At 62.9% G+C, this 25631-nt stretch carries 23 protein-coding genes and 1 pseudogene; 14 read left to right on the top strand and 10 right to left on the bottom strand.

What is annotated here, in order from left to right; all coding sequences use genetic code 11:
* Positions 1-191 precede the first annotated feature (191 nt).
* Positions 192-641, bottom strand: coding sequence for an SRPBCC family protein (locus tag AC0L3I_RS04680; RefSeq protein ID WP_292647781.1), 450 nt, complete (start codon positions 639-641; stop codon positions 192-194).
* Between the two features lie 158 nt (positions 642-799).
* Here AC0L3I_RS04680 and AC0L3I_RS04675 point away from each other — a divergent pair, with 158 nt between their 5' ends.
* Complete coding sequence (locus AC0L3I_RS04675) at positions 800-2605, top strand: IlvD/Edd family dehydratase (RefSeq protein ID WP_473484525.1); 1806 nt, start codon at positions 800-802, stop codon at positions 2603-2605.
* Between the two features lie 253 nt (positions 2606-2858).
* On the opposite strand, the gene AC0L3I_RS04670 is transcribed toward AC0L3I_RS04675, so the two are convergent.
* A complete protein-coding gene (locus tag AC0L3I_RS04670; protein ID WP_473484031.1) occupies positions 2859-3278 on the bottom strand; it encodes a GFA family protein in 420 nt (139 codons plus the stop codon).
* 191 nt (positions 3279-3469) lie between these two features.
* On the opposite strand from AC0L3I_RS04670, the gene AC0L3I_RS04665 reads away from it, so the two are divergent.
* The 3 genes from AC0L3I_RS04665 to AC0L3I_RS04655 are packed head-to-tail and all read left to right on the top strand — an operon-like array spanning position 3470 to position 6178.
* Entirely contained in the window at positions 3470-4282 is an 813-nt protein-coding gene (locus AC0L3I_RS04665) for a chromate resistance protein ChrB domain-containing protein (RefSeq protein WP_473484029.1), read from the top strand.
* 56 nt (positions 4283-4338) lie between these two features.
* Entirely contained in the window at positions 4339-5724 is a 1386-nt protein-coding gene (chrA, locus tag AC0L3I_RS04660; protein ID WP_473526122.1) for a chromate efflux transporter, read from the top strand.
* 55 nt (positions 5725-5779) lie between these two features.
* Complete coding sequence (locus AC0L3I_RS04655; protein ID WP_473484024.1) at positions 5780-6178, top strand: hypothetical protein; 399 nt, start codon at positions 5780-5782, stop codon at positions 6176-6178.
* A 23-nt stretch (positions 6179-6201) separates the two neighbouring features.
* On the opposite strand, the gene AC0L3I_RS04650 is transcribed toward AC0L3I_RS04655, so the two are convergent.
* Entirely contained in the window at positions 6202-7791 is a 1590-nt protein-coding gene (locus AC0L3I_RS04650) for a trimethylamine methyltransferase family protein (protein ID WP_473526121.1), read from the bottom strand.
* Positions 7792-7987: 196 nt separating this feature from the next.
* Complete coding sequence (pdxR, locus tag AC0L3I_RS04645) at positions 7988-9481, bottom strand: MocR-like pyridoxine biosynthesis transcription factor PdxR (protein WP_473526120.1); 1494 nt, start codon at positions 9479-9481, stop codon at positions 7988-7990.
* A gap of 344 nt (positions 9482-9825) precedes the next feature.
* Between pdxR and pgi the strand changes: the two genes are divergently transcribed.
* The gene (gene pgi, locus AC0L3I_RS04640) at positions 9826-11469 is read left to right on the top strand and encodes a glucose-6-phosphate isomerase (RefSeq protein WP_473526119.1); all 1644 of its coding nucleotides are present in this window, start codon (positions 9826-9828) and stop codon (positions 11467-11469) included.
* A 5-nt stretch (positions 11470-11474) separates the two neighbouring features.
* Positions 11475-12197 carry an HAD family hydrolase gene (locus tag AC0L3I_RS04635; protein WP_135933569.1) on the top strand — a complete coding sequence of 241 codons (723 nt, stop codon included), beginning with the start codon at positions 11475-11477 and terminating at the stop codon, positions 12195-12197.
* Here AC0L3I_RS04635 and AC0L3I_RS04630 read toward each other — a convergent pair.
* The 3 genes from AC0L3I_RS04630 to AC0L3I_RS04620 all read right to left on the bottom strand — a co-directional run bounded on the left by AC0L3I_RS04630 (position 12181) and on the right by AC0L3I_RS04620 (position 15096).
* Positions 12181-12945, bottom strand: a complete 765-nt coding sequence (locus tag AC0L3I_RS04630; RefSeq protein WP_473484017.1) for a class I SAM-dependent methyltransferase — start codon at positions 12943-12945, stop codon at positions 12181-12183. The two genes, AC0L3I_RS04635 and AC0L3I_RS04630, sit on opposite strands and share 17 nt — an antisense overlap.
* A 7-nt stretch (positions 12946-12952) precedes the next feature.
* Positions 12953-14815, bottom strand: coding sequence for a long-chain-fatty-acid--CoA ligase (locus AC0L3I_RS04625; RefSeq protein ID WP_473526118.1), 1863 nt, complete (start codon positions 14813-14815; stop codon positions 12953-12955).
* A gap of 122 nt (positions 14816-14937) precedes the next feature.
* Entirely contained in the window at positions 14938-15096 is a 159-nt protein-coding gene (locus AC0L3I_RS04620) for a hypothetical protein (protein WP_473484011.1), read from the bottom strand.
* 149 nt (positions 15097-15245) lie between these two features.
* Here AC0L3I_RS04620 and AC0L3I_RS04615 point away from each other — a divergent pair, with 149 nt between their 5' ends.
* The 6 genes and pseudogenes from AC0L3I_RS04615 to AC0L3I_RS04590 form a co-directional block, all read left to right on the top strand.
* Positions 15246-16838, top strand: a complete 1593-nt coding sequence (locus AC0L3I_RS04615) for an ABC transporter substrate-binding protein (RefSeq protein WP_473484009.1) — start codon at positions 15246-15248, stop codon at positions 16836-16838.
* A gap of 58 nt (positions 16839-16896) precedes the next feature.
* Positions 16897-17904: an ABC transporter permease subunit gene (locus AC0L3I_RS04610; protein ID WP_192357740.1), complete on the top strand. Its 1008-nt coding sequence runs from the start codon at positions 16897-16899 to the stop codon at positions 17902-17904.
* A 1-nt stretch (position 17905) separates the two neighbouring features.
* Entirely contained in the window at positions 17906-18823 is a 918-nt protein-coding gene (locus tag AC0L3I_RS04605; RefSeq protein ID WP_473484007.1) for an ABC transporter permease subunit, read from the top strand.
* Between the two features lie 2 nt (positions 18824-18825).
* The gene (locus AC0L3I_RS04600) at positions 18826-19719 is read left to right on the top strand and encodes an ABC transporter ATP-binding protein (RefSeq protein WP_473526117.1); all 894 of its coding nucleotides are present in this window, start codon (positions 18826-18828) and stop codon (positions 19717-19719) included.
* Positions 19716-20546 carry a dipeptide ABC transporter ATP-binding protein gene (locus AC0L3I_RS04595; protein WP_473484003.1) on the top strand — a complete coding sequence of 277 codons (831 nt, stop codon included), beginning with the start codon at positions 19716-19718 and terminating at the stop codon, positions 20544-20546. The genes AC0L3I_RS04600 and AC0L3I_RS04595 overlap by 4 nt, the downstream gene beginning before the upstream one ends.
* 39 nt (positions 20547-20585) lie before the next feature.
* Positions 20586-20819 (top strand): annotated as a pseudogene (locus tag AC0L3I_RS04590) (hypothetical protein); the annotation flags it as partial.
* A 67-nt stretch (positions 20820-20886) separates the two neighbouring features.
* On the opposite strand, the gene AC0L3I_RS04585 reads toward AC0L3I_RS04590, so the two are convergent.
* The 3 genes from AC0L3I_RS04585 to AC0L3I_RS04575 form a co-directional block, all read right to left on the bottom strand.
* The gene (locus AC0L3I_RS04585) at positions 20887-21420 is read right to left on the bottom strand and encodes a DUF2380 domain-containing protein (RefSeq protein ID WP_473484001.1); all 534 of its coding nucleotides are present in this window, start codon (positions 21418-21420) and stop codon (positions 20887-20889) included.
* A gap of 127 nt (positions 21421-21547) precedes the next feature.
* Positions 21548-21874: a hypothetical protein gene (locus AC0L3I_RS04580; RefSeq protein WP_473483999.1), complete on the bottom strand. Its 327-nt coding sequence runs from the start codon at positions 21872-21874 to the stop codon at positions 21548-21550.
* A gap of 65 nt (positions 21875-21939) precedes the next feature.
* The gene (locus AC0L3I_RS04575) at positions 21940-22365 is read right to left on the bottom strand and encodes a globin family protein (protein WP_473483997.1); all 426 of its coding nucleotides are present in this window, start codon (positions 22363-22365) and stop codon (positions 21940-21942) included.
* Between the two features lie 306 nt (positions 22366-22671).
* On the opposite strand from AC0L3I_RS04575, the gene AC0L3I_RS04570 reads away from it, so the two are divergent.
* The gene (locus AC0L3I_RS04570; RefSeq protein WP_473483995.1) at positions 22672-23793 is read left to right on the top strand and encodes a PQQ-dependent sugar dehydrogenase; all 1122 of its coding nucleotides are present in this window, start codon (positions 22672-22674) and stop codon (positions 23791-23793) included.
* Between the two features lie 899 nt (positions 23794-24692).
* A complete protein-coding gene (gene cpaB, locus AC0L3I_RS04565; protein ID WP_473526116.1) occupies positions 24693-25619 on the top strand; it encodes a Flp pilus assembly protein CpaB in 927 nt (308 codons plus the stop codon).
* Positions 25620-25631 lie beyond the last annotated feature (12 nt).

Genomic DNA, 25631 nt, shown 5'->3' with positions numbered 1-25631 from the left:
GCGCGGGCGCTGCTCTCTGGGTGGTTCCCGCGCCGGCCCGGGGGGGGGGGGGGGCGGGCGCCGCCGGCGGCGCCGGGGGGGGGGGGGCGCCTCAGCTGCCTCGACCTCTTACGAAAGAAATGTCGGAGCGCGTCGCCACCGACCCCACCCGGCCCTTCGGGCCACCCTCCCCTCAAGGGGGAGGGGAATGCTCAGCCGCCCACCTTCTCGCCAAAACTCGAAAAAAACTGCCCGGCAAGTTTCTTCGACGTCGATTCGATCAGTCGGCTGCCGAGCTGGGCGATCTTTCCGCCGACATCGGCCTTGGCCGCATATCTGAGGATCGTCGCCTCCGGCCCGTCGGCGGTCAGCGTCACATCGGCGCCGCCTTTGGCAAAGCCGGCGATGCCGCCCTTGCCCTCGCCCTGGATGGTGTAGGAATGCGGCGGGTTGAGATTCCTGAGCGTCACCTCGCCGTTGAACGTCGCCTTGATCGGGCCGATCTTGAGCACCACGGTCGCCCCCATCTCGGTGTCTGACTTCTTTTCGAGGCTTTGGCAGCCTGGAATGGTCTGCCTCAGAACGTCCGGGTCGTTCAGCGCTTCCCACACTTTTTGCAGGGGTGCGGCGATGCGTTCCTCGCCTTCGATCACCAAAGCCATCAAAATCTCCCGGATACAAAATTGACAAACCCCGATCCCGTCTAGCGTGGGGCCCGATGTATGTCTATCGCACCAAAGTCCGGATTCGGATGGCGCGTGCCTCTTGCCTGCTCTCGCGCGTTGTCATATCGATTTGTCATACAAATACGGAGACCATGATGGCCGGCGCCCCCACAACGAAGAAGAAATTTCGCTCGCAGGAGTGGTTCGACAATCCCGACAATCCGGGGATGACGGCGCTTTATCTCGAGCGCTACCTGAATTACGGACTGACGCGTGCCGAACTGATGTCGGGCAAGCCGCTGATCGGCATCGCCCAGACCGGTTCGGATCTGTCGCCCTGCAACCGCCATCATCTCGAACTGGCCAAGCGCGTGCGCGAGGGCATCGTGTCGATGGGCGGCATCCCTTTCGAATTCCCGTGCCACCCGATCCAGGAGACGGGCAAGCGCCCGACCGCCGCACTCGACCGCAATCTTGCCTATCTCGGCCTGGTCGAGGTGCTCTACGGCTACCCGCTCGACGGCGTCGTGCTCACCATCGGCTGCGACAAGACGACGCCGGCCCTGCTGATGGCCGCCGCCACCGTCAACATTCCGGCCATCGCGCTGTCGGTCGGCCCGATGCTCAACGGCTGGCACAAGGGCAAGCGCACCGGCTCCGGCACCATCGTCTGGGAATCGCGTCAGCGCCTATCGGCCGGCGAGATCGGCTATGACGAGTTCATGGACATCGTCGCTTCCTCGGCGCCGTCCACCGGCTATTGCAACACAATGGGCACCGCCACCACCATGAACTCGCTGGCCGAGGCGCTCGGCATGCAACTGCCGGGCTCGGCCGCGATCCCCGCGCCCTATCGCGAGCGCGGCCAGATCGCCTATGAGACAGGAAAACGCATCGTCGACATGGTGCATGAGGATCTGAAGCCCTCCGACATCATGACGCGGCAGGCCTTCGAGAATGCGATCGTCGTCAATTCGGCCATCGGCGGCTCGACCAACGCGCCGATCCATCTCAATGCCATCGCCCGCCATCTCGGCGTGCCGCTCGACAATGACGACTGGCAGAAGGTCGGCCTCAAGATACCGCTTATCGTCAACCTGCAGCCGTCGGGCGAATATCTCGGCGAGGATTATCACCATGCCGGTGGCGTGCCGGCGGTGGTGGCCGAACTGATGAAGGCCGGGCTGTTGCCCCATCCCGACGCCATGACCGTCAACGGCAAGACGATGGGCGACAATTGCAGTGGGGCCGTCAACGAGAATCTCGACGTCATCCGCACCGTCGCCGAGCCGCTGAAAGCCAATGCCGGCTTCATCAATCTTAGGGGTAATCTGTTCGATTCGGCGATCATGAAGACCAGCGGCATCTCGCCCGAATTCCGCGAACGCTATCTGTCGAACCCGAAGGACCCCGAGGCCTTCGAAGGCAACGCCATGGTCTTCGATGGGCCCGAAGACTACCACGCCCGCATCGACGATCCGGCGCAAGGCATCGACGAGCACACGATCCTGTTCATGCGCGGCGCCGGTCCGATCGGTTATCCCGGCGGCGCCGAAGTCGTCAACATGCAGCCGCCGGCCCATCTCATCAAGAAGGGCATTCATGCGCTGGCCTGTATCGGCGACGGCCGCCAGTCGGGCACGTCGGGCTCGCCGTCGATCCTCAACGCCTCGCCCGAAGCCGCCATAGGCGGCGGGCTGGCGCTGTTGAAGACCGGTGACCGCGTCCGCATCGACCTGCGCAAGGGCACCGCCGACATTCTCGTCACCGACGACGAGATCACGCGCCGGCGCGCCGAGCTGCAGAACAGCGGCGGCTATCACTATCCCAAGCACCAGACGCCATGGCAGGAGATCCAGCGCGGCATGGTCGACCAGTTTTCCGAAGGAATGGTGCTGAAACCGGCGGTGAAATACCAGGATGTGGCGCACACCAGGGGCGTGCCGCGGGACAATCACTGAACGCCTCTTCTTTCCTTCTCCCCTTGTGGGGCCCGAAGGGCGGGCGAGGCGCGTGACTCGCCCCGGGCGGTGGATTGGCGCGCAGCGCCGAGACGGAAGAGGGGTGTTGGACGGAGTGCGGTCGGTGCCAAGCTGGAGCACCCCTTATCCGACCGAGCGGAGCCGGTCCTTGGGCCTGCCGGAGGCAAGACCCGTGGGCTCGGCCACCTTCTCCCACGAAGGGGAGAAGGAAAGAGCCGCGTCCAAGCAGCGCCTATAGATATCCGGTGATATCAGGCGCCTGATCCTGCCTGTCGCGCTTGCCGTCCTCGTAGACGATCGGTGCCGCGCCGAGTTCCACTTCGGTGACGTCGTCGAGGCAGGCGACGTTCACCGCCCAGAAATTCCCGCCCATGAAGTCGAGATAGCCGCGCGAGAGAAAATTCGCGCCGCAGTTCGGGCACATATAGTGGTTGATGTCGCCTTCCGGCCAGTTCGACGGCGTCGCCTGGTATTCCCGCATCCGGTCGCGGCCGTCCGTTACCCGCACGGCTTCATAGGCTGCGAAGGACTTCCGGTAGCCGAGTTTCCAGCAGAAGCTGCAATTGCATTTGCGGATGCCTTCGGCGAGGTCGATTTCGGCTTCGAAACGCACCGCACCGCAATGGCAGCTGCCGTGATAGGTCTTTTTCATGGTTTCCTCCCAGACGTGTTCTGGCTCCGCCAAGCCGGCCGCCGGAGCCAGAGCATCCTTTGCTCCAGGCATGACGCTTGACAAGCGAGCGCGACAAATCCACGATCATGGCAAGGGGTGCATCGCGACGACCCCGTGAGGCGTCAGCCCAACGTTCGCGTCCAAGCTTCTCTCTCAAGGAGGTGGACGCCATGCCGTCGACAACCGCTATCACCGTATCGCAACTTTCCCGTCTGATTGGTCTGCCGGGTGCGCCCGCGATCATCGATGTTCGCATCGAAGAGGACTACAACGCCGATCCGCGCCTGCTGCCGGCCTCAAGCCGGCGTGATTTCAAAACCGTCTCGACCTGGGCATCCGAATTCGCCGGCAGCCGAGTGGCGGTCGTTTGCCAAAGAGGACAAAAGCTCTCGCAAGGTGTGGCCGCATGGCTGCGGCACGAGCGCATCAGTGCCGAATCCCTCGAAGGCGGGTTCGAAGCCTGGCGCGATGCCAAGGGACCTTTGATCCATGCCGGCAAGATACCGCCCCGCGATGAAAAAGGCCGCACCGTGTGGGTGACGCGGACCCGCCCGAAGGTCGATCGCATCGCCTGCCCCTGGCTGCTCCGGCGTTTCATCGATCCGAGCGCGGTCTTCCTCTTTGTCGAGGCGGCTGAAGTGTCGGCCACTGCCGACCGCTTTCAGGCCGTGCCTTTCGACATCGACAATGTGTTCTGGACTCACCGGGGCGAACGCTGCACCTTCGACACGATGATCGAAGAGTTCGGGCTCGAATCCGAGGCGCTCGACCGCCTGGCCATGATCGTGCGCGCAGCCGATACCGCAAGCCTCGATCTGGCTCCCCAGGCGGCCGGATTCCTGGCCGCCTCGCTTGGCCTGTCGCGGATGTTTCGCGACGATCTGGAACAGCTGGAGGCAGGCATGCTGCTCTACGATGCGTTTTTCCGATGGTGCCGCGACGCCACCGAGGAGACGCACAACTGGCCAGGCAAGCCATCATGAGCGCCCAAGCTTCGGAAGAAAAGGGGCCTTCTGACAAAACGGGGGCTTCTGACAAAATGGCGACTTCGGGAAAAACGGGCGAGACCGTCGAAGCGCCGGCTGCGCCATCCTTCCGTGAAGGCGTAAAACTCTGGGCGAAAATCGGCCTGCTCAGCTTCGGCGGGCCGGCCGGCCAGATCGCGCTCATGCACAGGGAATTGGTCGAGGAACGGCGTTGGATCGGCGAGCAACGTTTCCTGCATGCGTTGAACTACTGCATGCTGCTGCCCGGCCCTGAAGCCCAGCAACTCGCCGTCTATATCGGCTGGTTGCTGCACCGGACGATCGGCGGCCTGGTCGCCGGTGTCCTGTTCGTCGCGCCGGGCGCGCTTGTGATGCTCGCCTTGAGCATCCTCTATGCGCTGTATGGCGACGCTCCCCTCGTCGAGGCGCTGTTTTTCGGGGTGAAAGCGGCCGTGCTCGCCATCGTGGTCGAGGCGATGATCCGGATCGGACGTCGGGCCCTGAAGAACCGGGTCATGGTTTCGATCGCGCTCGCCGCCTTCATCGCCATCTATGCTTTGAACGTGCCGTTTCCGCTCATCATCCTGCTTGCCGGCCTGGCAGGTTGGATTGGAAACCGTATTGCGCCGGCGCTTTTTTCCGGCGCGGCGCACGGCAAAGACGCGGTTCCCGACATCAAGGGCGCGGTCGACCTGATGTTCGAGCGCGGCGAGCTGGCCCACACCAAGCCGACGCCGTGGCATGCGCCGCGCACCATCGCGATCTGGCTGCCGATCTGGCTCGGGCCTGTGCTTCTGATCTGGGCGTTCACCGGATCCGCCAGCGTGTGGACTGAGATTGGTGGTTTCTTCAGCGTCATGGCGGTCGTCACCTTCGGCGGCGCTTATGCGGTCCTTGCCTATGTCGCGCAGGCAGCGGTCGAGTCCTTCGGCTGGCTCGCGCCCGGTGAGATGGTCGATGGTCTTGGACTCGCCGAAACGACGCCGGGTCCACTCATTCTGGTTTTGCAGTTTGTCGGCTTTCTGGCCGCATTCCGCCAATCCGGATCGTTGAGCCCGCTGCTTGCCGGATCGCTTGGGGCGATGCTCACGCTGTGGGCCACGTTCACCCCTTGCTTCTTCTGGATATTCCTCGGCGCGCCCTATATCGAATCCCTGCGCGGCAACAAGGCGCTGTCGGCGGCGCTGACCGCGATCACTGCCGCCGTCGTCGGCGTCATCATGAATCTCGCTCTGTGGTTCGGCTTGCACGTCATCTTCGGCGAAGTGCGCAACATCGGTCTTGGCATGGACGTGCCGGTGTTTTCATCGATCGACTGGGGTGCGGCGCTGCTGTCCTGTGCTGCCATGATCGCCATTCTGAAGCTGAAGATCGGCATGCTGCCGACGCTTGCGGGATCGGCCCTGGCTGGCGTTTTGTTGCTGGCAGCGAGCGGTTAGCGGCTGCGTGCGGCCGGCGCTTCGCTGCGGTTTCGGGCGTTCGGATAGGAACATCATGGCGAAACGGCGCTCCTCCCTAGGCTTCCTCGGAATGTTCGGCCGTTCAGGCGACCTCAGGCAACTCGACGCCGCGTTACGTGGCGTCGACCTTCATCCCGCCCTTGTGCCGGAGGGAGCAAAGCTCACCATCGTCAATCTGATGAAGGATCACTGGCCTGACGAGCCGCCACCACAAGCCTATCCACCGGTGGCACAGCTGCTTGGCTATTGTATTGCCGGACCGGAAGCATTCGAGCAATCCAACGGCCTTCAACGTAGGCTGGATGCGGAGCGCCGGATTGAAGCAGCACTTGAGGCCGGCGACAGCTTCGATGCGCAAATCATACTGATGACACTGCATGCCAAGCTGATCAGTGGCGAGGTCGCCGAGCGCTATGGTTTGAGCGCCGACTGACAGTTTTTTGACGAGAAGCGTCCTCAGCCGCCCATGCCGCTGCGCGGCAGGTGGATCAGATTGCCGAAGCGGGCGCGCAACTTGTCGTCGACCGGCTTCGGCACATGGCGCGGGAAGCGCTCGGCGAGGATGCGTTTCTTCTCGATGATCGCCCGCTGCAAGATGTCGGGCCTGCCCTTCTCGTTCCACTCCTTCGGCGAAAAGCGGTCGCCGACCGCCGGATAGAAATATTCCGTCTGCATCAGCCGCAGCGTCTGCTCGTTGCCCAGATAGTGACCCGGGCCCTTCAGGCAAACGTCGGCGATGGTGTCTATCGACAGCGACTCATCGGTCACCTCGATGCCGCGCACGCAGCGCAGGCAATGGCCGAGCATGTCGTTGTCGATGATCAGGCTCTCCAGGCAGAAGCCGAGCAGCGAGGCGTGCATGCCGGCCGATTCGTAGACAAGGTTGAGGCCGGCAAGGCCGGCCATCACATCGGTGATGCCTTTTTCGTAACCGGACTGAATGTCGGGCAGTTTCGAATCCGTCATGCCGGCGGCCGAACCGCCCGGCAGGTCGTAGAATTGCGCCATCTGGGCGCAGGCAGCGGTCAGCACCGCTTGCTCGGCCGAGCCGCCGGACATGGCGCCGGTCCTGAGGTCCGAGACGAACGGCCAGGTGCCGAAGATCGCCGGATGCCCGGGTTTGATGGCGTTGACGTAGACGAGGCCGGCGAGCACCTCGGCCACCGCTTGCACCACCGCACCGGCGATCGCCGCCGGCGCCGTCGCACCCGCCTGGCCGGCCGACAGCAATAGGATTGGAATGCCGCCTTCGACGCAGGCCTCGAGTACGCCGCAGGCGTCCTCGGCGAATTTCATCGGTGGCACGACAAAACAGTTCGAATTGGAGACGAAAGGCCGCGCGCGAAAATTCTCTTCGCCGCCGGCAATCGCATAGAGCATGTCGAGCGCCGGCTTGACGTTCTCGCGTACCGTGAAGGACGTGCCGACATGCTTCGACGTGCCCATCACGCAGGCGTAGAGCGTGTTGAAATCCATGTCGAGCGGATCGGGAATGTCGCGCGGCACCATCGGCCGCTGGAAGAAATGGATGTTGTCGAGCCCTTCGACGATGCGGGCGGCGTCGTAGATGTCCTGCAGCAGCGACTCGCGATAACAGCGCCTCTCGACGTCGACCAGATGCACCGCGGCGCCCGCCGTGCCGTAATGCACGCGCTTGCCCTGGATCAGCATGTCGTGCTTGGGATCCTGGCCATGCAGCGTGAAATGGCGTGCGGCCTTCTTGATGGTATCGAGGACGAGCGCGCGCGGAAAACGGATGCGGCCGTCCTCGCCGAGCGTGGCGCCGGCCTTGGTCAGCGCCTCGATGCAGGATGGGATGGCATTGGCGAAGCCGACCGTTTCAAGCAGCGTCAGCACCGCTTCGTGAATGCGCTCGCGGTCGTTTCCGTTGAGCGGCCCGTAGCTCCCGCCTTCGAGGCCGGCGCGCACCGGCTTGATGTCGTCGGCAAGTGGTGCCGCCCGCATGGCGCGGCGCGCTTCGCGCCCGCCGGAACGCCGCGAACGTTGGTCCGAGGGCGTATCCGGCTTCTCAACAGCCACTGACATGGGAGGCACTCCACCTTTAGCTGCGAAGCGGGCGGCGGTGGTTGGTCCACCAGGTGGTTGGTCCACCATCGGCCCGCTTCGTCCCCTTATGCTTCGAACTATGCCGTCGGCATTGGCACAGCCTATGAGCCAGACGGTCCCGTCGCATATGCCAGAGCGCTAAAGAACGGTGGCCGGTCCCGGCCCGGACGAGGCATCAAGCCGCCGCCGGTCTGCGCCCGGCCGCCGTCGCCAGTTCTCGGATGCCGGGCTCGATGTGCTGCAGCGCGATCGAGGAGATGCCCAGCCGCATGAAGCGTGACGGCTTTTCGGTGCGGTCGAAGAAGCGGTCGCCGGGCTCGATGATGACACTGCGCGAGGCGGCGGCCTCGGCTAGCCCGCGCGAATCGGTGCCGCGCGGCCCTTCGAGCCAGAGCGACGCGCCACCGGCGGAATCGGTCGAGCGCCACTCAGGCAGGAAGGCGGAAATCGCATGGATCAGACGCTTGCGCCGTTCGTCGAAGGCGCTCGACAGTCGCCGCACCAGCGCCTCGTGATGACCAAGCGACAGGAACAGCGCGACCGCGCGCTGGTTGTTGGCCGGCGGATGACGCAGCATGAAGCGGCGCAGCGCGCGAAGCTCGGAGATCAGCCCGGCCGAGGCGACGATGTAGCCGAGCCGCAGACCCGGAGCCAGCGTCTTCGACATCGAGCCGACATAGACGACGCGGCCGGAACGGTCGACGCTCTTCAGCGCCTGCTGCGGCGCCTCGTCCAGAAGCTGGCTGTCATAGCCGTCCTCGATGATGATTTGGTTGTGGCGATTGGCGCGCGCCAGCAAATCCTGCCGGCGCTCCGCCGACAGCGGCACCATGGTCGGGCAATGGTGGCTGGGCGTCACGAAGACGAAGCCGGAATCGTTGGGAATAGAAGCGGTTACAATGCCGGAATGGTCGACCGGAACCGGTGCGACGTCGGCACCCGCCAGCCGGAAGATCGAGCGTGCGTCGGGATAGCCGGGGTCTTCCATGGCCACCTTGGAGCCCTTGGTCATCAGCAGCGTCGCCAGCATGTAGAGCGCGTTCTGCGCGCCGAGCGTGACGATGATCTCATCGGGATTGGCGAAGATGCCGCGCCGCGGCAACAGCCGCGCCTGGATCTGCTCGATCAGCAGCGGATCGTCGCGGTCGACCATGTCGGACGCCCAGTTGCGGATCTCGAGCACGGCGAGCGCCATGCGGTTGCACTCGCGCCACTCGGCGGTCGGGAACAGCGCCGGATCGAACTGGCCATAGACGAAGGGGTAGGACGACTTGATCCAGTTGTCGTGCTTGGCCGGCGGCGGCATGTCACTGGCCGCGATCTGCCGACGCGCCTTCCAGTCGATCTCGTTGGCCTGGTCGGGCGCCTTCTGATGCGGTTTGGCCGGCGTCGCCAGCACGTCGGGATTGACGAAATGGCCGCGCCGTTCGCGCGCCACCAGGAAACCCTGGTCGACGAGCTGCTGGAAGGCCAGTACCACGGTGCCGCGCGCCACGCCGAGTTTCTCGGCCAGGATCCGGCAGGACGGAAGCGGCATCGAGGCGGCGATCTGCCGGTCGAGGATGGCGGCGACGATCGCTTGACGGATCTGCGCCTGCAGGGTCTGGCCGGATTCCGCCGAAATCCGGAACAGGCCGGACCATATGGCCGTGTCGTTTCGCTGTGGCATGGAAGGTGTTCCTCGATGGCCAGCTTTTTTCACTTGGCTGGACCAGTCGAATGTACCGGTGGCACAAGCTGTTGCGCCAATCAATTTTTCTGATCGCTGGGATTTACGCCAGTGATCCTTCCCCCGCGTGACGCAACGCGTCATCGCGGCGTGAGGCCAGTGCGTCATCCCGGCGTGACGCCGTGCATCATCCTAGCGTGACGCAACGCGTCATCGCTGCCTGACGCAGTGCGTCATCGCTGCGCATTGAAACCAGTGGATTTCGGCTAGATAGTTTGGACGCGACGACACGCGCCGGAAACATCCGGTCTGTTATGTTGGCATCTCAAGCTCGGAGTGAGGCAGTGGATCAATCGTCCTTTCAGAAACAGCTCGACGCCCTGCGCGATCACCGCGCGGCCAAATCGGGCAGCATGCGCGAGGCTTTCGCTGCCGATCCGCAGCGCTTCGAAAAATTCTCCGCCACCGACGGCGACCTGCTGCTCGACTGGTCGAAATGCGCGGTCGATGCGCAGACGATGGATCTGCTGGAGAAGCTGGCGGGAGCCGCCGATCTCGAAGGCCGGCGCGCCGCGATGTTCTCGGGCAAGAGGATCAACGTCACCGAAGGCCGCGCCGTGCTGCACACCGCGCTGCGCAACCTGAACGGCAAGGGCATCGTGCTCGACGGCCAGGACGTGAAGGCGGAGGTTGTTGCCGTGCTCGATGCGATGGGCGCCTTCGCCGATGCCGTGCGCTCTGGCAAGGCCGCCGGCGCCACCGGCAAGAGGATCACCGACATCGTCAACATCGGCATCGGCGGGTCCGACCTTGGCCCGGCCATGGCGACGCTGGCGCTGGCGCCCTATCACGACGGGCCGCGCACGCATTACGTGTCCAACATCGACGGCGCCCATATCCACGACACGCTGAAGGGCATTTCCGCCGAAACCACACTGTTCATCGTCGCCTCGAAGACCTTCACCACCATCGAGACGATGACCAATGCCGAGACGGCGCGCGAATGGGTGCGGAAGGCGCTGGGCAAGGAAGCGGTGGGTAAGCATTTCGCCGCCGTCTCGACGGCGCTGGACCTGGTGGCCAAATTCGGCATCGCGTCCGACCGCGTCTTCGGCTTCTGGGACTGGGTCGGTGGACGCTACTCAGTCTGGGGCGCGATCGGCCTGCCGGTGATGATCGCCGTCGGCCCGAAGAATTTTCGCGCCTTTCTCGATGGCGCGCACGCGATGGACGAACATTTCCAGACGGCGCCGCTGGCCAGGAACCTGCCGGCGCTGATGGGATTGATCGGCTGGTGGCATCGGGTGATCTGCCAATACCCCGCCCGCGCCGTCATTCCCTATGATCAGCGCCTGTCCAGGCTGCCGGCCTATCTGCAGCAGCTCGACATGGAATCGAACGGCAAGAGCGTAACCCTCGACGGCGGCACTGTGACCACGCCGACCGGCCCACTGGTCTGGGGCGAGCCCGGCACCAATGGCCAGCACGCCTTCTTCCAGCTGCTCCACCAGGGCACCGATTTCATTCCAGTCGAATTCCTCGCCGCGGCCATCGGCCATGAGCCGGATCTCAAGCATCACCACAATCTGCTGCTCGCCAACTGCCTGGCGCAGTCGGAGGCCTTCATGAAGGGCCGCACGCTGGAGGAAGCGCGCGCGCAGATGCTGGCAAAGGGCATGGCGCCCGCCGAAGTCGACAGGATCGCCCCGCACCGCGTCTTCTCCGGCAACCGGCCCTCAGTGACGATCCTCTACAGACAACTCGATCCGCATACGTTCGGACGGCTGATCGCGCTTTATGAGCACCGCGTCTTCGTCGAAGGCACGCTCTTCAACATCAATTCCTTCGACCAGTGGGGCGTCGAGCTCGGCAAGGAACTGGCGACCGGCCTGCTGCCTGTCGTGGAGGGCAAGGAGAATGCCGCAAAGCGGGACGCTTCGACCGCCGGACTGGTGGGACACATCCACCGATTGCGCGGATCGGAGTAAGCGGCTTGGCCGAGATCAAGGGAATATTGTTCGACAAGGACGGCACGCTTGTCGACTTCAATGCGACATGGCTCGGCGTTGCCGATTTCATGGCGATGGATGCGTCGGAGGGCGACCGCTGGAAGGCCGACAGGCTGCTAGCGGCGGCGGGCTACGATTTCGCCACCAAACGCTTCAAGCCCGATTCCATCTTTGCCTCCGGCACCAACATGGATGTCGTCGAGCTTTGGTTTCCGCGACTGTCCGACGAAGACCAGATGCTTGCCGTCGCTCGCTTCAACGAGATCACGTCGGTGCAGGGCTCGGCGATGGCGGTGGCGCTGCCGGGCATCGTCGAGACGCTTGGCGTTCTTCACAGGAAATCCTACCGGCTCGGCGTCGCCACCAACGATTCGACCACCGGCGCTGAAAAGACGTTGCTGACGCTGGGCGTCGCGCAGCTGTTCGACGCCGCCTATGGTTATGACGCGGTGGCCAATCCGAAACCGGCGCCCGATACGATCCTCGCCTTCTCGGACCTGACCGGCCTGAGGCCGGCCGCGATCGCCATGGTCGGCGACAATCGCCACGATCTGGAGATGGCGCGGGCCGGCGGCTGCGGTCTGGCGATCGGCGTGCTCTCCGGCACCGGCACGCGGGAATCGCTGTCGCAGATCGCCGACGTCATTCTGGATTCGGTTGCCGACCTGCCCGACTTTCTTTCGGCAAGAGTCAAGGAGACGACCTGAACTCGCAGGGCTGCTCCGGCTCGAACGAGAAGACGCCGCTCAGCTTCGTTGCCGCATCTTTTGCCTCGCCGACATCCGGCACCTGGTATTCGGCCAGCAGGCGAAGCCGCGAGCGGGGCAGGTAGGCCCGGCCCGGGTCGCCGATCAGCACATTGATGCCGGCGGCCAGGCAGCGATCGAGGAAGGAGATGACCCGGTCGGCGAGATCTTGCCCGTAAAACAAGTCGCCGGCCGCCACGACATCCACCGGCGGCGGCGGACCAGCGGTGATATCCTCGCCGACCACCGTGATCGCAACACCGTTCGCCACCGCATTGAGACCGAGCGCGGCGACCCCGTTGCGGTCGATCTCGGACGCGATCACTTGTCTGGCGCCGGCCTTTGCCGCGGCGATGCCGACGAGGCCCGAGCCGGCGCCGAGGTCGAGCACGCGAAGCCCGGCCACGGACTCCGGCCGATCGAGGATGTAGCGGGCAAGCACCGCGCCGCCCGCCCAGGCATAGGCCCAGTAAGGTGGCTGCGGCTCGGGCCCGTACTCGTCGGCTTCGGTTTCTTCTCCTTCCGGCTCGGCTGCTTGTCCTTCTTGATGCGTGAGCCGCCACAAACCGCTCGCTGGATGGGCTGCATAAAGCCGGATTTCGGGAAGCTCGGGAACAGGGGCGATACGCATGTTCGCCTTGATGAATGCCAGCGGATCGGGACGGGAAAGCGCGTCCGCCGCGTCGTCGGCAGTAAGGCAATCGCGCAAAATATCCCTATCCCCGTAGCGCCCGCCGCAGGATCTTGCCCACCGGCGTCTTCGGCAGTTCGGTCCGAAACTCGATGTATTTTGGCCGCTTGTAGCCGGTCAGGTTATCCCGGCAATAGACGGTCAGCACCTCAGCGGTCAGCAATGGGTCCTTCTTGACGACGAACAGCTTTGGCACTTCGCCTGAATGCTCGTCCGGCACGCCGATCGCCGCCACTTCGAGCACGCCCGGATGCAGGGCCACCACTTCCTCGAGTTCGTTCGGATAGACGTTGAAGCCGGACACAAGGATCATGTCTTTCTTGCGGTCCACGATCTTGGTGTAGCCGCGCTCGTCCATAAAGCCCATGTCGCCGGATTTGAAGAAACCATCCTTGGTCATCACCTTGGCGGTCTCATCCGGCCGGTTCCAGTAGCCGGCCATCACCTGCGGTCCGCGGATGCAGATCTCGCCGACTTCGCCGGGCGGCAAATCGTTGCCGTCGTCGTCGCGGATGGCGATCTCGGTCGAGGGCAGCGGCAGGCCGATCGTGCCGGTGAAGTTGCCATTGCTGAATGTGTTGGCGGTGGCCACCGGCGAAGTTTCCGAAAGCCCGTAACCCTCGGTGACCGGGCAGCCGGTCAACGCCTTCCAGCGTTCGGCGACACCCTTCTGCACCGCCATGCCGCCACCAAGCGTCAGGATCAGCGGCTTGAAGTCGAGCTTGCGGAAATCCTCATTGTTGAGCAGCGCGTTGAACAGCGTGTTGAGGCCCGGAAAGATGTGGATCGGGTATTTGCCGAGTTGCTTGACGAACCCGGGAATGTCGCGCGGATTGGGAATGAGTATGTTCTGGCCACCCAGTTGCATGCCCATCAGTGCGTTCACCGTCAGCGCGAAGATATGATAGAGCGGCAGCGCGCAGATGAAGTTGAGATGCGCCGGCTTCGGCTTGACCGTGAAGGCGTCCTCGATCCAGAGCGCATTCTGTGCGACGTTGGCCAGCACATTTCTGTGCAGCAGTACCGCACCCTTCGAGATGCCGGTGGTGCCGCCGGTATATTGAAGGAAGGCGACGTCGTCGGCAGCGACATGCACCGGCTTGAAATTCATGCCGGCGCCTGCCGTCAACGCGGCGTTGAACTTGACATGGCCCGGCAGCGACCAGGCCGGCACCATCTTCTTCACGCGGCGCACGACGAGATTGACGATCGTCCCTTTCAGGCCGCCAAGCATGTCGCCCATCGCCGCGACCACGACATGCTTGATCGCCGTCTTGGCGATCACCGCCTGCAAGGTGTTGGCGAAATTCTCGAGAATGACGATGGCTTGCGCACCTGAATCCTTGAGCTGATGTTCCAACTCGCGCGGCGTGTAGAGCGGGTTGATATTGACCACGATATAGCCGGCGCGCAGCACTGCCATCATCGCCACCGGATATTGCAGCACGTTCGGCATCATCAGCGCCACGCGTGCGCCTTTCTGCAGTCCCGTCGACTGCAGATAGGCGCCGAAGGCGGCCGATTGCCGCTCGACTTCCGCATAGGTGATGGTCTTGCCCATGCAGGTGAAGGCCGGCCGGCTGGCATACTGCTTGCAGGCGTCGGCGAGCAGATCGCCGATGGAGCCGAAGGGCAGGGCGCCGATCTCGGCCGGAACGACCTTCGGATAGCTCTTGAGCCAAGGCTTTTCCGGCGGTCCGGCTTCAACCGCTTTCGGCAATCTCGTGGCCGGACCCGGCTTCGGCGCCGATGAAACCGTTGTCGGGGCCGCTTTCGGCTTGGCAGCGGCGTCGGCCGTCGGCGCCTTTGGCTTGTCGGAGCTGGCCGGTTTTGCGGCAGTTTGGGCCTTCGCTTTCGCTGGGGCCGTTGTCCTTGGTGCTTTTGCCACCTGTCCCTCCGTCGGTTGTTCTTATTGTCTCTGCTTGCCCGCCGCGTTGCCTCCGAATGCCAGAGACGTCCTCCGCTGCTGCCGGCATCCAGGAAATCCAGCCTGCCATCTATGTATTGCGACTATCGGCAGCCGTGCAAGTCTGCCCCCGCGGCAAGACGGGAAAGAAAATCTTCCGCGCCGACGACAAGCGGAAGGTCGCAGTTGCTCACCAACGCCGGGTTGAAGATCAATAAAAAAATGCAGTCGTTAACAATCCCGTGATAGGCAGTAATTGACATTTCCTTCTCCTTTTTGGCGAGTGCGCAGAAATAAATTCTGCTTCCCATGGGGTAGGCAAACGGGGTGTTCCAAAGCCGGAAAAACGGTGCTTATATGCGCGCTTCGCGAGCCTGATAGAGGGGCTTGGAAGAACATCAGGGAGTCCTCCATGAAAAAGAAACTGACTTTTGCGGCCGCGTTGCTGGCCGCAAGCGTCCTCGGCGGCATGGCCAATGCGAAACAGCTGGTCTACTGCTCGGAGGCGTCGCCGGCCGGCTTCGACCCATCGCCGTGGAGCGGTGGCAACGACTTCGACGCGTCGTCGCGCACCATCTATTCGCGCCTGGTCGAGTTCGAACACGGCAAGACCACCATCACGCCTGGCCTCGCCGAGAGCTGGACGGTTTCCGACGACGGTCTCGAATACACGTTCAAGCTTCGGCCGGGTGTGAAGTTCCAGACCACGGACTACTTCACGCCGACGCGCGATCTCAACGCCGACGACGTGATCTTCTCCTTCGAACGCCAGTGGAAGAAGGAAAACCCGTGGTTCGATTATCTGGCAGGCACCGGCTGGGAATATTTTGCCGGCATGGGCTTCCCGGATCTTCTCAAGGAAATCGTCAAGGTCGACGACCTGACGGTGAAATTCGTGCTGAACAAGCCTGAAGTCGCTTTCCTGCCGGACCTCGGCATGGATTTCGCTTCGATCGTCTCCAAGGAATATGCCGATCAGCTCGACAAGGCCGGCACCAGGCAGCAATTCACCCAGAAGCCGATCGGCACCGGTCCGTTCCAGTTCGTCGACTACCAGGTCGATGCGGTCATCCGCTATGCGGCATGGGACGGCTACTATGGCGGCCGCCAGAAGATCGACGATCTGATCTTTGCCATCACGACCGATCCGGCCGTGCGCGCGCAGAAGCTGAAGGCAGGCGAGTGCGATATCATGTCGTACCCGGCGCCGGCCGACATCGCCGGCCTGCAGGCTGACCCAAACCTCAAGGTCGACGAGCAGGAAGGCCTGAACATCGGCTACATGGCCTACAACACGACGCAGGCGCCTTTCGACAAGGTCGAGGTCCGCAAAGCGCTCAACATGGCCGTCAACAAGCAGGCCATTCTCGATGCGGTCTATCAGGGCGCTGGCCAGGCGGCCATAAACCCGATCCCGCCGACGATGTGGTCCTACAACAAGGATATCAAGGACGATCCATACGATCCGGACGCGGCCAAAAAGATGCTGGCCGACGCCGGCGTCAAGGACCTGTCGATGAAGATCTGGGCAATGCCGGTCAGCCGCCCGTACAATCCGAACGCCAAAAGGGTCGCGGAACTGATCCAGGCCGACTATGCCAAGATCGGCGTGAAGGCCGAGATCGTCAGCTACGAGTGGACCGAGTATCGCGAACGCGGCAAGCAGAAGGATCGTGACGGTGCCTTCCAATTGGGCTGGACCGGCGACAATGGCGATCCGGACAACTTCCTGTTCCTGCTCGGCTGCGATGCCATCGGCCAGTCCAACTATGCGATCTGGTGCAACCAGGAGTTCGAAGCCCTGCTGCAGAAGGGCAAGGCGACCACTGATGTCGCCGAGCGCACCAAGATCTACGAAGAAGCTCAGGTCGTGTTCAAGCGTGAGGCCCCGTGGCTGACCATCGCCCATTCCAAGGTCTTCATGCCGATGAACAAGAAGGTTTCTGGCTTCGTCATGGACCCGCTCGGCATTCATCGGTTTGACGGCGTCGACGTCACCGAATAACCCCTGAGAGATTGGACGGCGGCGCTGGACTTCCGGCGCCGCCGTTCTATGAAGTAAGATGCTCCGTTATCTCCTCCACAAGCTCGCCTTGATCATCCCGACCGTGTTCGGCATATCGCTGGCGGCGTTCGCTTTCGTCCGGCTTCTGCCGGGCGACCCGATCCTGGCCCTGGCCGGCGAGCGCGGCGTCAGCCCCGAACGCTACGCCGAGCTTATCGAGCGGTTTGGCTACAACCGGCCTTATGTCGTCCAGTATCTCGAGTATATCGGCAGGGTCCTGACCGGCGACTTCGGCATATCGATCGCCACCAAGCGGCCTGTGCTCGGTGAATTCCAGGCGCTGTTTCCGGCCACGCTGGAACTGGCGACGATCGCGCTGATCATCGCCGTACTCATCGGCATTCCCGCCGGCATCTTCGCCGCGGTCAAGCGCGGATCATGGTTTGACCAGGCGACGATGGGTGTGGCGCTGACCGGCTATTCGATGCCGATCTTCTGGTGGGGGCTGCTGCTCATCATCTTCTTCTCCGGCTATCTCGGCTGGACGCCGGTTTCCGGCCGCATCGGCCTTCAGTATTTCTTCAAGCCGACGACGGGGTTCATGCTGATCGACAGCCTGATCTCCGGCAAGAGCGGCGCTTTCAGGTCCGCCGCCAGTCACCTGGTCCTGCCGGCGATCGTGCTGGCGACGATTCCGCTTGCCGTCATAGCGCGCCAGACGCGGTCGGCGATGTTGGAGGTGCTGGGCGAGGACTACGTCCGCACCGCCCGCGCCAAGGGCCTGGCGCCGCGCCGTGTCATCGGGCTTCACGCTTTTCGCAATGCGTTGATCCCCGTCGTTACCACCATCGGCCTCCAGGTCGGCACGCTGATGGCGGGCGCCATCCTGACCGAAACGATCTTTTCCTGGCCCGGTATCGGCAAGTGGATGATCGACGCGATCGCCAAGCGCGACTATGTCGTCGTCCAGAGCGGCTTGCTGATCATCGCCCTGATCGTCATGGCGGTGAACCTGATCGTCGACGTGCTCTACGCCGTCATCAACCCACGTATCCGGGTGCAGTGAGATGACCGACCAAACCACGGCAGAAGCCACCGCCGCCGCCATCCCAGCCGGCGGCCGGCAACGCGCCTTCACCGAGTTCTGGCATTACTACTCGATGAACACCGGCGCCGTCATCGGCCTGGTTGTGTTCACTGCCCTGGTGCTGGTGGCGATTTTCGCGCCGCTGGTCGCGCCGCATTCGCCTGACGAACAGTTTCGCGATGCGCTGCTGACGCCCCCGGCCTGGCAGGAGGGCGGCAGGTCGATGTTCCTGCTCGGCACCGACGCAGTCGGCCGCGACATGCTTTCGCGGCTGATTTTCGGGGCGCGGTTCTCGCTGTTCATCGGTCTGGTCGTCGTTGTTTTCTCGCTGACCAGCGGCATCATCCTCGGCGTGCTCGCCGGCTATTTCCGCGGCTGGGTCGATACGCTGATCATGCGCATCATGGACGTCATCCTCGCCTTCCCGTCGCTGCTCCTTGCCCTGGTTCTTGTGGCGATCCTCGGACCCGGCCTGTTCAACGCCATGCTGGCGATTGCACTGGTGCTGCAGCCGCATTTCGCGCGGCTCACACGCGCGGCAGTGATGGCCGAAAAGAACCGCGAATATGTGATCTCCGCCAAGGTGGCCGGTGCCAGTCATCTCAGGCTGATGGTGAAGACGATCTTGCCGAACTGCATGGCGCCGCTGATCGTGCAGGCGACGCTGTCCTTCTCCAACGCCATTCTCGAGGCCGCGGCTCTCGGCTTCCTCGGCGTCGGCGCGCAGCCGCCAACGCCGGAATGGGGCACGATGCTGGCCACGGCACGCGAGTTCATCCTGCGCGCGCCATGGGTGGTGACCTTCCCCGGCCTTGCCATCCTGATCACTGTGCTTGCGATCAACCTGATCGGCGATGGGCTGCGCGATGCCTTCGATCCCAAGCTGAAGAGGTCGTGACCATGCCTCTTCTCGAAATCAAGAACCTTACCGTGTCCTTCGATACCGCCGCCGGACCGTTCATGGCGGTGCAAGGCATCGACCTGTCGATCGAGCCGCGCGAGGTGCTGGCGATCGTCGGCGAATCCGGCTCCGGCAAATCGGTGGCGATGCTGGCGGTGATGGGGCTGTTGCCGAACACGGCGACGGTGAAGGCCGACCGCATGGCCTTCGACGGCGTCGATCTGCTCGAGCTCAGTCCGTCCGAGCGCCGCAAGATCGTCGGCAAGGACATCTCAATGATCTTCCAGGAACCGATCGCCAGCCTCAATCCGTGCTTCACCGCCGGCTTCCAGATCGAGGAGGTGCTGCGCTTCCATATGGGCATGGACCGCGCCCAGCGTCGGGCCCGTGCCATCGAGCTGATGAAGCTGGTCGGCATTGCCGATCCGGAAGAGCGGCTGAACTCGTTCCCGCACCAGATGTCGGGCGGCCAGTGCCAGCGCGTCATGATCGCCATCGCCATCGCCTGCAATCCGAAGCTGCTGATCGCCGACGAGCCGACCACCGCGCTCGACGTCACCATCCAGAAGCAGATCCTCGATCTTTTGGTCGGCCTGCAGGCCAAATACGGCATGGGCCTGATCATGATCACCCACAATATGGGCGTCGTGGCCGAGACCGCCGACCGCGTCATCGTCCAGTACAAGGGCCGCAAGATGGAGGAGGCCGACGTTCTGTCGCTGTTCGAGCAGCCGAAGAGCAACTACACGCGCGCGCTTCTGTCGGCGCTGCCGGAAAACGCCGTCGGCGATCGGCTGCCGACCATTTCCGACATGCTGTTCGAACCGGCCCCCTCTGCTGCGGGAAACGGGCCTGCCGCGGCAACCCAGCCGGCAACGGGAGCCGCGCCATGAGTGCGACGGTTCTCGAAGGCAAGAACATCGTGCGCGACTACCATGTCGGCGGCGGCCTTTTTCGCCCCTCGCGTACGGTGCATGCGGTCAAGGGCGTCTCGTTCAGTGTCGACAAGGGCAAGACGCTGGCCATCGTCGGCGAAAGCGGCTGCGGCAAGTCAACGCTCGCCCGCATAATCACCCTGATCGATCCCGCGACGGCAGGCGAGCTCTTCATCGACGGCAACAAGGTCGACATCGCCAGGGATGGGCTGACGAAGGAGATGCGCCGCAAGGTGCAGATCGTGTTCCAGAACCCCTATGGTTCGCTCAATCCGCGCCAGAAGATCGGCGATGTGCTGGGCGAGCCGCTGCTCATCAACACCGACACGCCGGCCGACGAACGGCGCGATCTCGCCATGAAGATGCTGAAGAAGGTCGGCCTTGGACCGGAGCATTACAACCGTTACCCGCACATGTTCTCGGGCGGCCAGCGCCAGCGCATCGCCATTGCCAGGGCTCTGATGCTCAATCCGAGCCTTTTGGTGCTCGACGAGCCGGTCTCTGCGCTCGATCTGTCGGTGCAGGCGCAGGTGCTCAATCTGCTTGCCGACCTGCAGGACGAGTTCAAGCTGACCTATGTCTTCATCAGCCACGACCTGTCGGTGGTGCGCTACATCGCCGACGACGTGATGGTCATGTATTACGGCGAGGCCGTCGAATATGGTTCGCGCGACGAGGTATTTGCCGACCCCAAGCACAGCTACACCAAGACGCTGTTTGCGGCGACGCCGCGCGCCGACGTCGCCAGCATCAAGGCGAGGCTGGCGAAGAAGAAGGCCGCCTGACGCCGCAATTGCGGTACCCACTCCATGCTGGGTTCAGGGCGCCGGCTGATCAAAGGCTACAGCGACACCCCTGCCCGCGCCCAATCCAAGTTCCTTCGCGTGCTGTCGGCGCTCGATCTGCTCAAGGGCCGCAAGGGCCGGGAGGATGCCGCCGACTGGATCAGGCGCGTGCGCGTAGCGGCGTTGAACACGAGAGGGGGCGACATGCTCGACGGCACGGGTGCCGCTTGCGTGACTCGAACACGCGACGGCGTCGCATTCCTGCCGGTCTGATCACCGAAGCCATTTGCATTGCGTTGCTGTCGGCTATCGGTTTCGGTCGCCGGGCTTTTCGCGATACCTACGGAATGCAGTGCTTCTCGACGTCACGTGCCGTGAACTCTGCTGCTCGTCGCCACGCTTCGTCGGTATCTCCCCGGTAAGTCAGGTATCGATCGCAGACAGGTTTGTTGTTGCTCAAATCCAGCACTGCAAACTTCACCCAGCCGACCAGCGTGCTCATCTTGTGCATCTGACCGATCAGGAGATATTTCGCGCTGGCTGTTCTTGCCTGTTTCGAAAGATCGACAAGGCCGGGGTCCTTGATGGTGCACTGTTCTGCCTGACAGGGTAACGCGACGAGCTTGATCTTCTCCGAAAGGCCATCCTGCAACGCTACCCCAAATGCCTTCAGTCGCGCTTCGTGTTCGGCGGTCTGGTCCCTTACTTCGCCTGACGTATCCCTGAACTCGAAATCCGCGACGGCGAGGGTCGCTGGCTCGACGACATCGGCAAAAGCGGCCGACGCAAGTAGACCAGCGCCCATCAGGATCAGGAAAAATTGTCCACACTCAAAAAGTCGAAATCGAACTTCCGCACTTTGCACCTTGAGCATCTCGTTTCTCCGAGGTTAGGACGATAACCATCCCAAAGACGGTGCCGATTTGTCTCTTCGCGCTGTTGGAAAACGCGGAAGCAGGCGCAGACTACCCGGTTGCGTCGCAACGTCAATTTTCCGCCCGCTACTGGGTGGACTCCACCTTCGCGACGACGAGCTTGCCCTGGGTGCGCGAGATTTCGAGTGCCTGGCCGGCCCCTGTCAACGCGCCCGGGACCGAGATTACCATCGCCTGGCCCTCGGTGAGCGTCGCGACGAAGCGTACGGGCAAACTTTCTTCGCCCGCCGCCATCGTGGTGACCACCCGGTAGCCGTCATCCGCCTCCGTGTAGTAGACGACCCCGTGAAAGTTGCCGAGATCGACGGTCCCACCCTGACGGGCGGTGAGTTCGCCGGCGGAAGCGGAACTTGCCACGACGCAAAGCGCTGCAAGAGCTGTGTATCTGAACATGGTGTTTCTCTCCATTTGGCATTGTCGTTCGGGTGGATGGTCGCCTGCGGCTGCATCCCAAAAAATCACGCGGCAAGCTGATCCTCACGGGCAGCCGCGATCATCACACTTGCGAGCAACCCGTAGGCTGCCTCCCAAGCCTCGCGGACAGCCGGCGTAAATGCCGTGCCGAGGCCGGCCGCCAGCGTCTCGATGAGCGCTTGCCCGACGATCGGGTAATGACGCTCCTCGACGCCGTAGGTCACGTGACGCTTGGCGAGCACGCGCACCGTCGGGAGGATGGTGTCGGCACGGTCCAGCCCGTGCACGACGAAGCCCAGGCTCGCCATCAGCTTGGCGCCTTGCTTGGTCATGTCTCTCACCGGAAACAGCGCGCGAAGATCCGCGTCGATGGCGAACAGGCGTTCATAGAACAACGCCGCGGCGGCCACGCGGATCGGGACGACTTCGCGAAAACTGTCCTGGACAAGTCTGATTTGGTCGGGTGTCATCGGCGACGCTCCTGCGTTCCTGGCTTGGGGGGTGACCATCGCCCCAAAGCGTTTCGCGTGCATGTCGCCTGCGCGTAGATGTGTTTCAGTTGTGTCTCAATTAGTTTCAGTTCGCGCTCATTTGGCTTCTTTTTCTGTAGATGCGTGCTGAAGGTGTCACATGCGCCGGACTCATCTCGTCGGCAAGGACATGGTCATAGCTGAAAACATGGGCGCGCCTCGCCAGCTTGGAACCGCATCGGCAGTTGGTCATTATATCGGGGAGCCGGCGGCTCCTCCCTATACCTCCCTTCGGATGGAGAAATCATGCTGCGGATACTCATTGCTTCGTCTGTTCTTCTTGCCTTCGGTGCGCCCTCGCTCGCGCAGGACAGCAGCGTCGAGAGCGAAACAGGCCGCATTGCGGTCGAGACCTTTGCCGAAGGGCTCGAACATCCCTGGGGCGCGACCTACCTGCCCGACGGCGCGTTGCTGGTCACCGAGCGTCCGGGGCGCCTGCGGCTCGTCTCGACCGACGGTGCCGTTTCCGATCCGATCGACGGTGTGCCGGACGTCCTCGCCGGCGGACAAGGCGGCCTGCTGGATGTGGCGCTCGATCCGGACTTTGCCAACAACCGGACGGTTTATCTCTCCTACTCGGAGGAACGGGGCGGCGGGGCGGCCACGTCCGTCGGCCGTGGACGTCTGGACGAGAACGGCAGCGCGCTCTCGAACTTCGATGTGATCTTCCGGCAGGAACCGGCCGTCTCCGGCCGGAACCACTACGGCTCCCGCCTGGTATTCGCGCCGGACGGCAAGCTCTTCGTCACGCTCGGCGAGCGCTTCAAGATGCGGCAGGCGCAGGACCCGAACAATCATCTCGGGACGATCGTCCGCATCAATCCCGATGGTTCTGTGCCTGACGACAATCCTTTCGTCGGCAAGGACGGCGCCGACGAGATCTGGTCCTACGGCCATCGCAATGTGCAAAGTGCTGCGCTCCATCCCGAAACCGGCGTGCTCTGGACGGCGGAAATGGGACCGCTCGGCGGCGACGAGCTGAACATTCCGGAAGCAGGCAGGAATTACGGCTGGCCCGTGGTCAGCTGGGGCCGCCACTATTCGGGCGAACGCATCCCCGATCCGTCGACGAGGCCGGAGTTTGCCGGCTCCATCCATAGCTGGACGCCCGTCATCTCGCCTTCCGGCATGACCTTCTACACCGGCGACATGTTTGCCGATTGGCGAGGCGACCTCCTGATTGGCGGACTGTCGGCGGAGGGCATCGTTCGCGTCAGGATCGACGGAAAGCAGGTCGCCGGCGAGGAAGTCCTTGCTCTCGGCAGGCGTATCCGAGACGTGGTGCAGGCTCCCGACGGCGCGGTGATGGCGTTGACCGACGAGCCAGCCGGAAGGATATTGCGACTGTCACCGGCAGCGTCGCAGTGACCCCATGCCGCGCGACAGACGTGATTTTCTGAAACGTTGGGGCTGATCGCGCTGTGACATCCAAAGTCTTGGAGGCCGGCTCTATCTAAGTGATCGAGTTAAGGACGGTCGTCACGGAATACTTCAGACACGACGTGGGCAACTTTCGTAGAGCAGCGCCAAATTAAAAGCAAAATCATTACCATCGAGAGCACGGAAACAGAGAATAGCGAAAAGAATCCTAGTACAGCTAGAAAAGGATCCGATGCTATCGTCAGTCTTGTCTCGTCCGAAAACAATTTTGAATACGATATTTTCGTTCTAATAGAGTCCATGTTGAAAAATAAGATGACGATCGCGCACGTAAATACAATTAAGAAGATGGCGACGGAAAGCGTGCGCTCTAATTTATTACCGTCACTGTACAAGATCGGTTTCGCCATGGGTCAGCCCGGATATCCAACTGCATGTTCCGTGTAGTCGAAACAGCCTGCACGCCGAGATAAAACGCCAGAAAGTCCTGCCACCGGCCGTGATGTAGACACCGGTTCCGGCGCGCTGGGTCTTGACGAGGCCGATCACCGAACGGGGACCCGGGCGCTCACGGTAGCGACGCCATCGGAGATTAGATGGCGAACCATTTCACAGAGGCCTGATGAAACTGTCGATTGCTTCTGGCCGCATTGACCGTGTGGGATAACCAACAACGTGACGGCGTGCCGGAAACGTCGAAGCCAAGTGAAGTTCGACCCAAAAGCAAATGGCGCTCACTCAAATTGCGGAAAAAGGTCCAAGGGTTCGGTAACCAGACGCAACGATAGCACAAATTCGAATAAGCGAAGTTTCTAATTGTTCAGAATCGCCCGGTAGCGTCCGGCCAAAGACAAAAGACAAGAAGGGTGCATTTTGGGGTATCGGGCGTGAAGGGCAAAGCCATTACAATGATCGGCATCGCCGCGGTGTTCGGCGCGGCCTCGATCTTTGCCGCCGACCTCTGGATTAAGAGCGAAGCAAAGGCTCGTGCCGGAGAGATTTCGCTCGCAGTTCCGACGCCCGCGCCGCCGGCGATGCAGTTTCAGACGATCGTCGTCGCCAGGGCGCCGCTGCGCTTCGGCATGGCGCTAGAGCGGACGCAACTGGCGGAAATTCCGTGGCCGCAGGATTCGCTTCCGCAGGGCGCCTTCACGACGATCAATGAAGCTTTGGCCGAGGGAAGTCGTGTCGTGCTTTCACCCCTAGAGATCAACGAGCCGCTTTTGCTTGCAAAACTGTCGGGTCCCAATGGGCGCGCGACGCTGTCGAACCTGCTTTCGCCCGGCATGCGGGCGGTGACAATCCGCACCGACGAAATAGCCGGCGTCGGCGGCTTCGTTATGCCCGGCGACCATGTCGACGTGGTGCTGACGCGCGACGCCGGCGCCATCACCGAAGTCGCGAAAAATGCCGAAGGCGCGGCCGGTTCGACGCTGACCAGCGAGATCGTGGTCGAGAGCGCCAAGGTGCTGACCGTCGGCCAGGGCGCCGACGAGCGGCAGATCAGTCCGCAGATCGCTAATTCTGTGACCATCGAGGTCAATGCCGAGGGCGCGCAGAAGGTGGCGCTGGCCCGCACGGTGGGCACGCTGTCGCTGTCGCTGCGCGCCTCAAGCGAAGGCGGTGGTTCGACAGACGGTTTGACGACCATCTCTTCATTCGGCGGCTCGGTGGCGGCCGGCGCGTCGGATGCTGCGGGCGCAGTCATCGAGGCGATCGCCGCAGAGGGGCCGGAAGCGCAAAAATTCAAGACCGTGATCGTGACGCGCGGCACCAACCCGCAATCCTATCAGGTTGTTGCGCCGGACAAGTGACACGACACCGGC

This window comes from Mesorhizobium sp. WSM4840, from assembly GCF_055811755.1.
This window is presented reverse-complemented; position numbering and strand designations above follow the sequence as displayed.

Bases quoted from the DNA above. Each gene is read 5' to 3' on its own strand.
- AC0L3I_RS04620 (WP_473484011.1), bottom strand. From the start codon at position 15,096: ATGTCAATTACTGCCTATCACGGGATTGTTAACGACTGCATTTTTTTA.
- AC0L3I_RS04675 (WP_473484525.1), top strand. From the start codon at position 800: ATGGCCGGCGCCCCCACAACGAAGAAGAAATTTCGCTCGCAGGAGTGG.
- chrA (WP_473526122.1), top strand. From the start codon at position 4,339: ATGGCGACTTCGGGAAAAACGGGCGAGACCGTCGAAGCGCCGGCTGCG.
- AC0L3I_RS04680 (WP_292647781.1), bottom strand. From the start codon at position 641: ATGGCTTTGGTGATCGAAGGCGAGGAACGCATCGCCGCACCCCTGCAA.
- AC0L3I_RS04665 (WP_473484029.1), top strand. From the start codon at position 3,470: ATGCCGTCGACAACCGCTATCACCGTATCGCAACTTTCCCGTCTGATT.
- AC0L3I_RS04655 (WP_473484024.1), top strand. From the start codon at position 5,780: ATGGCGAAACGGCGCTCCTCCCTAGGCTTCCTCGGAATGTTCGGCCGT.
- AC0L3I_RS04570 (WP_473483995.1), top strand. From the start codon at position 22,672: ATGCTGCGGATACTCATTGCTTCGTCTGTTCTTCTTGCCTTCGGTGCG.
- AC0L3I_RS04610 (WP_192357740.1), top strand. From the start codon at position 16,897: ATGCTCCGTTATCTCCTCCACAAGCTCGCCTTGATCATCCCGACCGTG.
- pdxR (WP_473526120.1), bottom strand. From the start codon at position 9,481: ATGCCACAGCGAAACGACACGGCCATATGGTCCGGCCTGTTCCGGATT.
- AC0L3I_RS04670 (WP_473484031.1), bottom strand. From the start codon at position 3,278: ATGAAAAAGACCTATCACGGCAGCTGCCATTGCGGTGCGGTGCGTTTC.
- AC0L3I_RS04585 (WP_473484001.1), bottom strand. From the start codon at position 21,420: ATGCTCAAGGTGCAAAGTGCGGAAGTTCGATTTCGACTTTTTGAGTGT.
- AC0L3I_RS04615 (WP_473484009.1), top strand. From the start codon at position 15,246: ATGAAAAAGAAACTGACTTTTGCGGCCGCGTTGCTGGCCGCAAGCGTC.
- AC0L3I_RS04595 (WP_473484003.1), top strand. From the start codon at position 19,716: ATGAGTGCGACGGTTCTCGAAGGCAAGAACATCGTGCGCGACTACCAT.
- AC0L3I_RS04580 (WP_473483999.1), bottom strand. From the start codon at position 21,874: ATGTTCAGATACACAGCTCTTGCAGCGCTTTGCGTCGTGGCAAGTTCC.
- AC0L3I_RS04600 (WP_473526117.1), top strand. From the start codon at position 18,826: ATGCCTCTTCTCGAAATCAAGAACCTTACCGTGTCCTTCGATACCGCC.
- AC0L3I_RS04650 (WP_473526121.1), bottom strand. From the start codon at position 7,791: ATGTCAGTGGCTGTTGAGAAGCCGGATACGCCCTCGGACCAACGTTCG.
- AC0L3I_RS04575 (WP_473483997.1), bottom strand. From the start codon at position 22,365: ATGACACCCGACCAAATCAGACTTGTCCAGGACAGTTTTCGCGAAGTC.
- AC0L3I_RS04605 (WP_473484007.1), top strand. From the start codon at position 17,906: ATGACCGACCAAACCACGGCAGAAGCCACCGCCGCCGCCATCCCAGCC.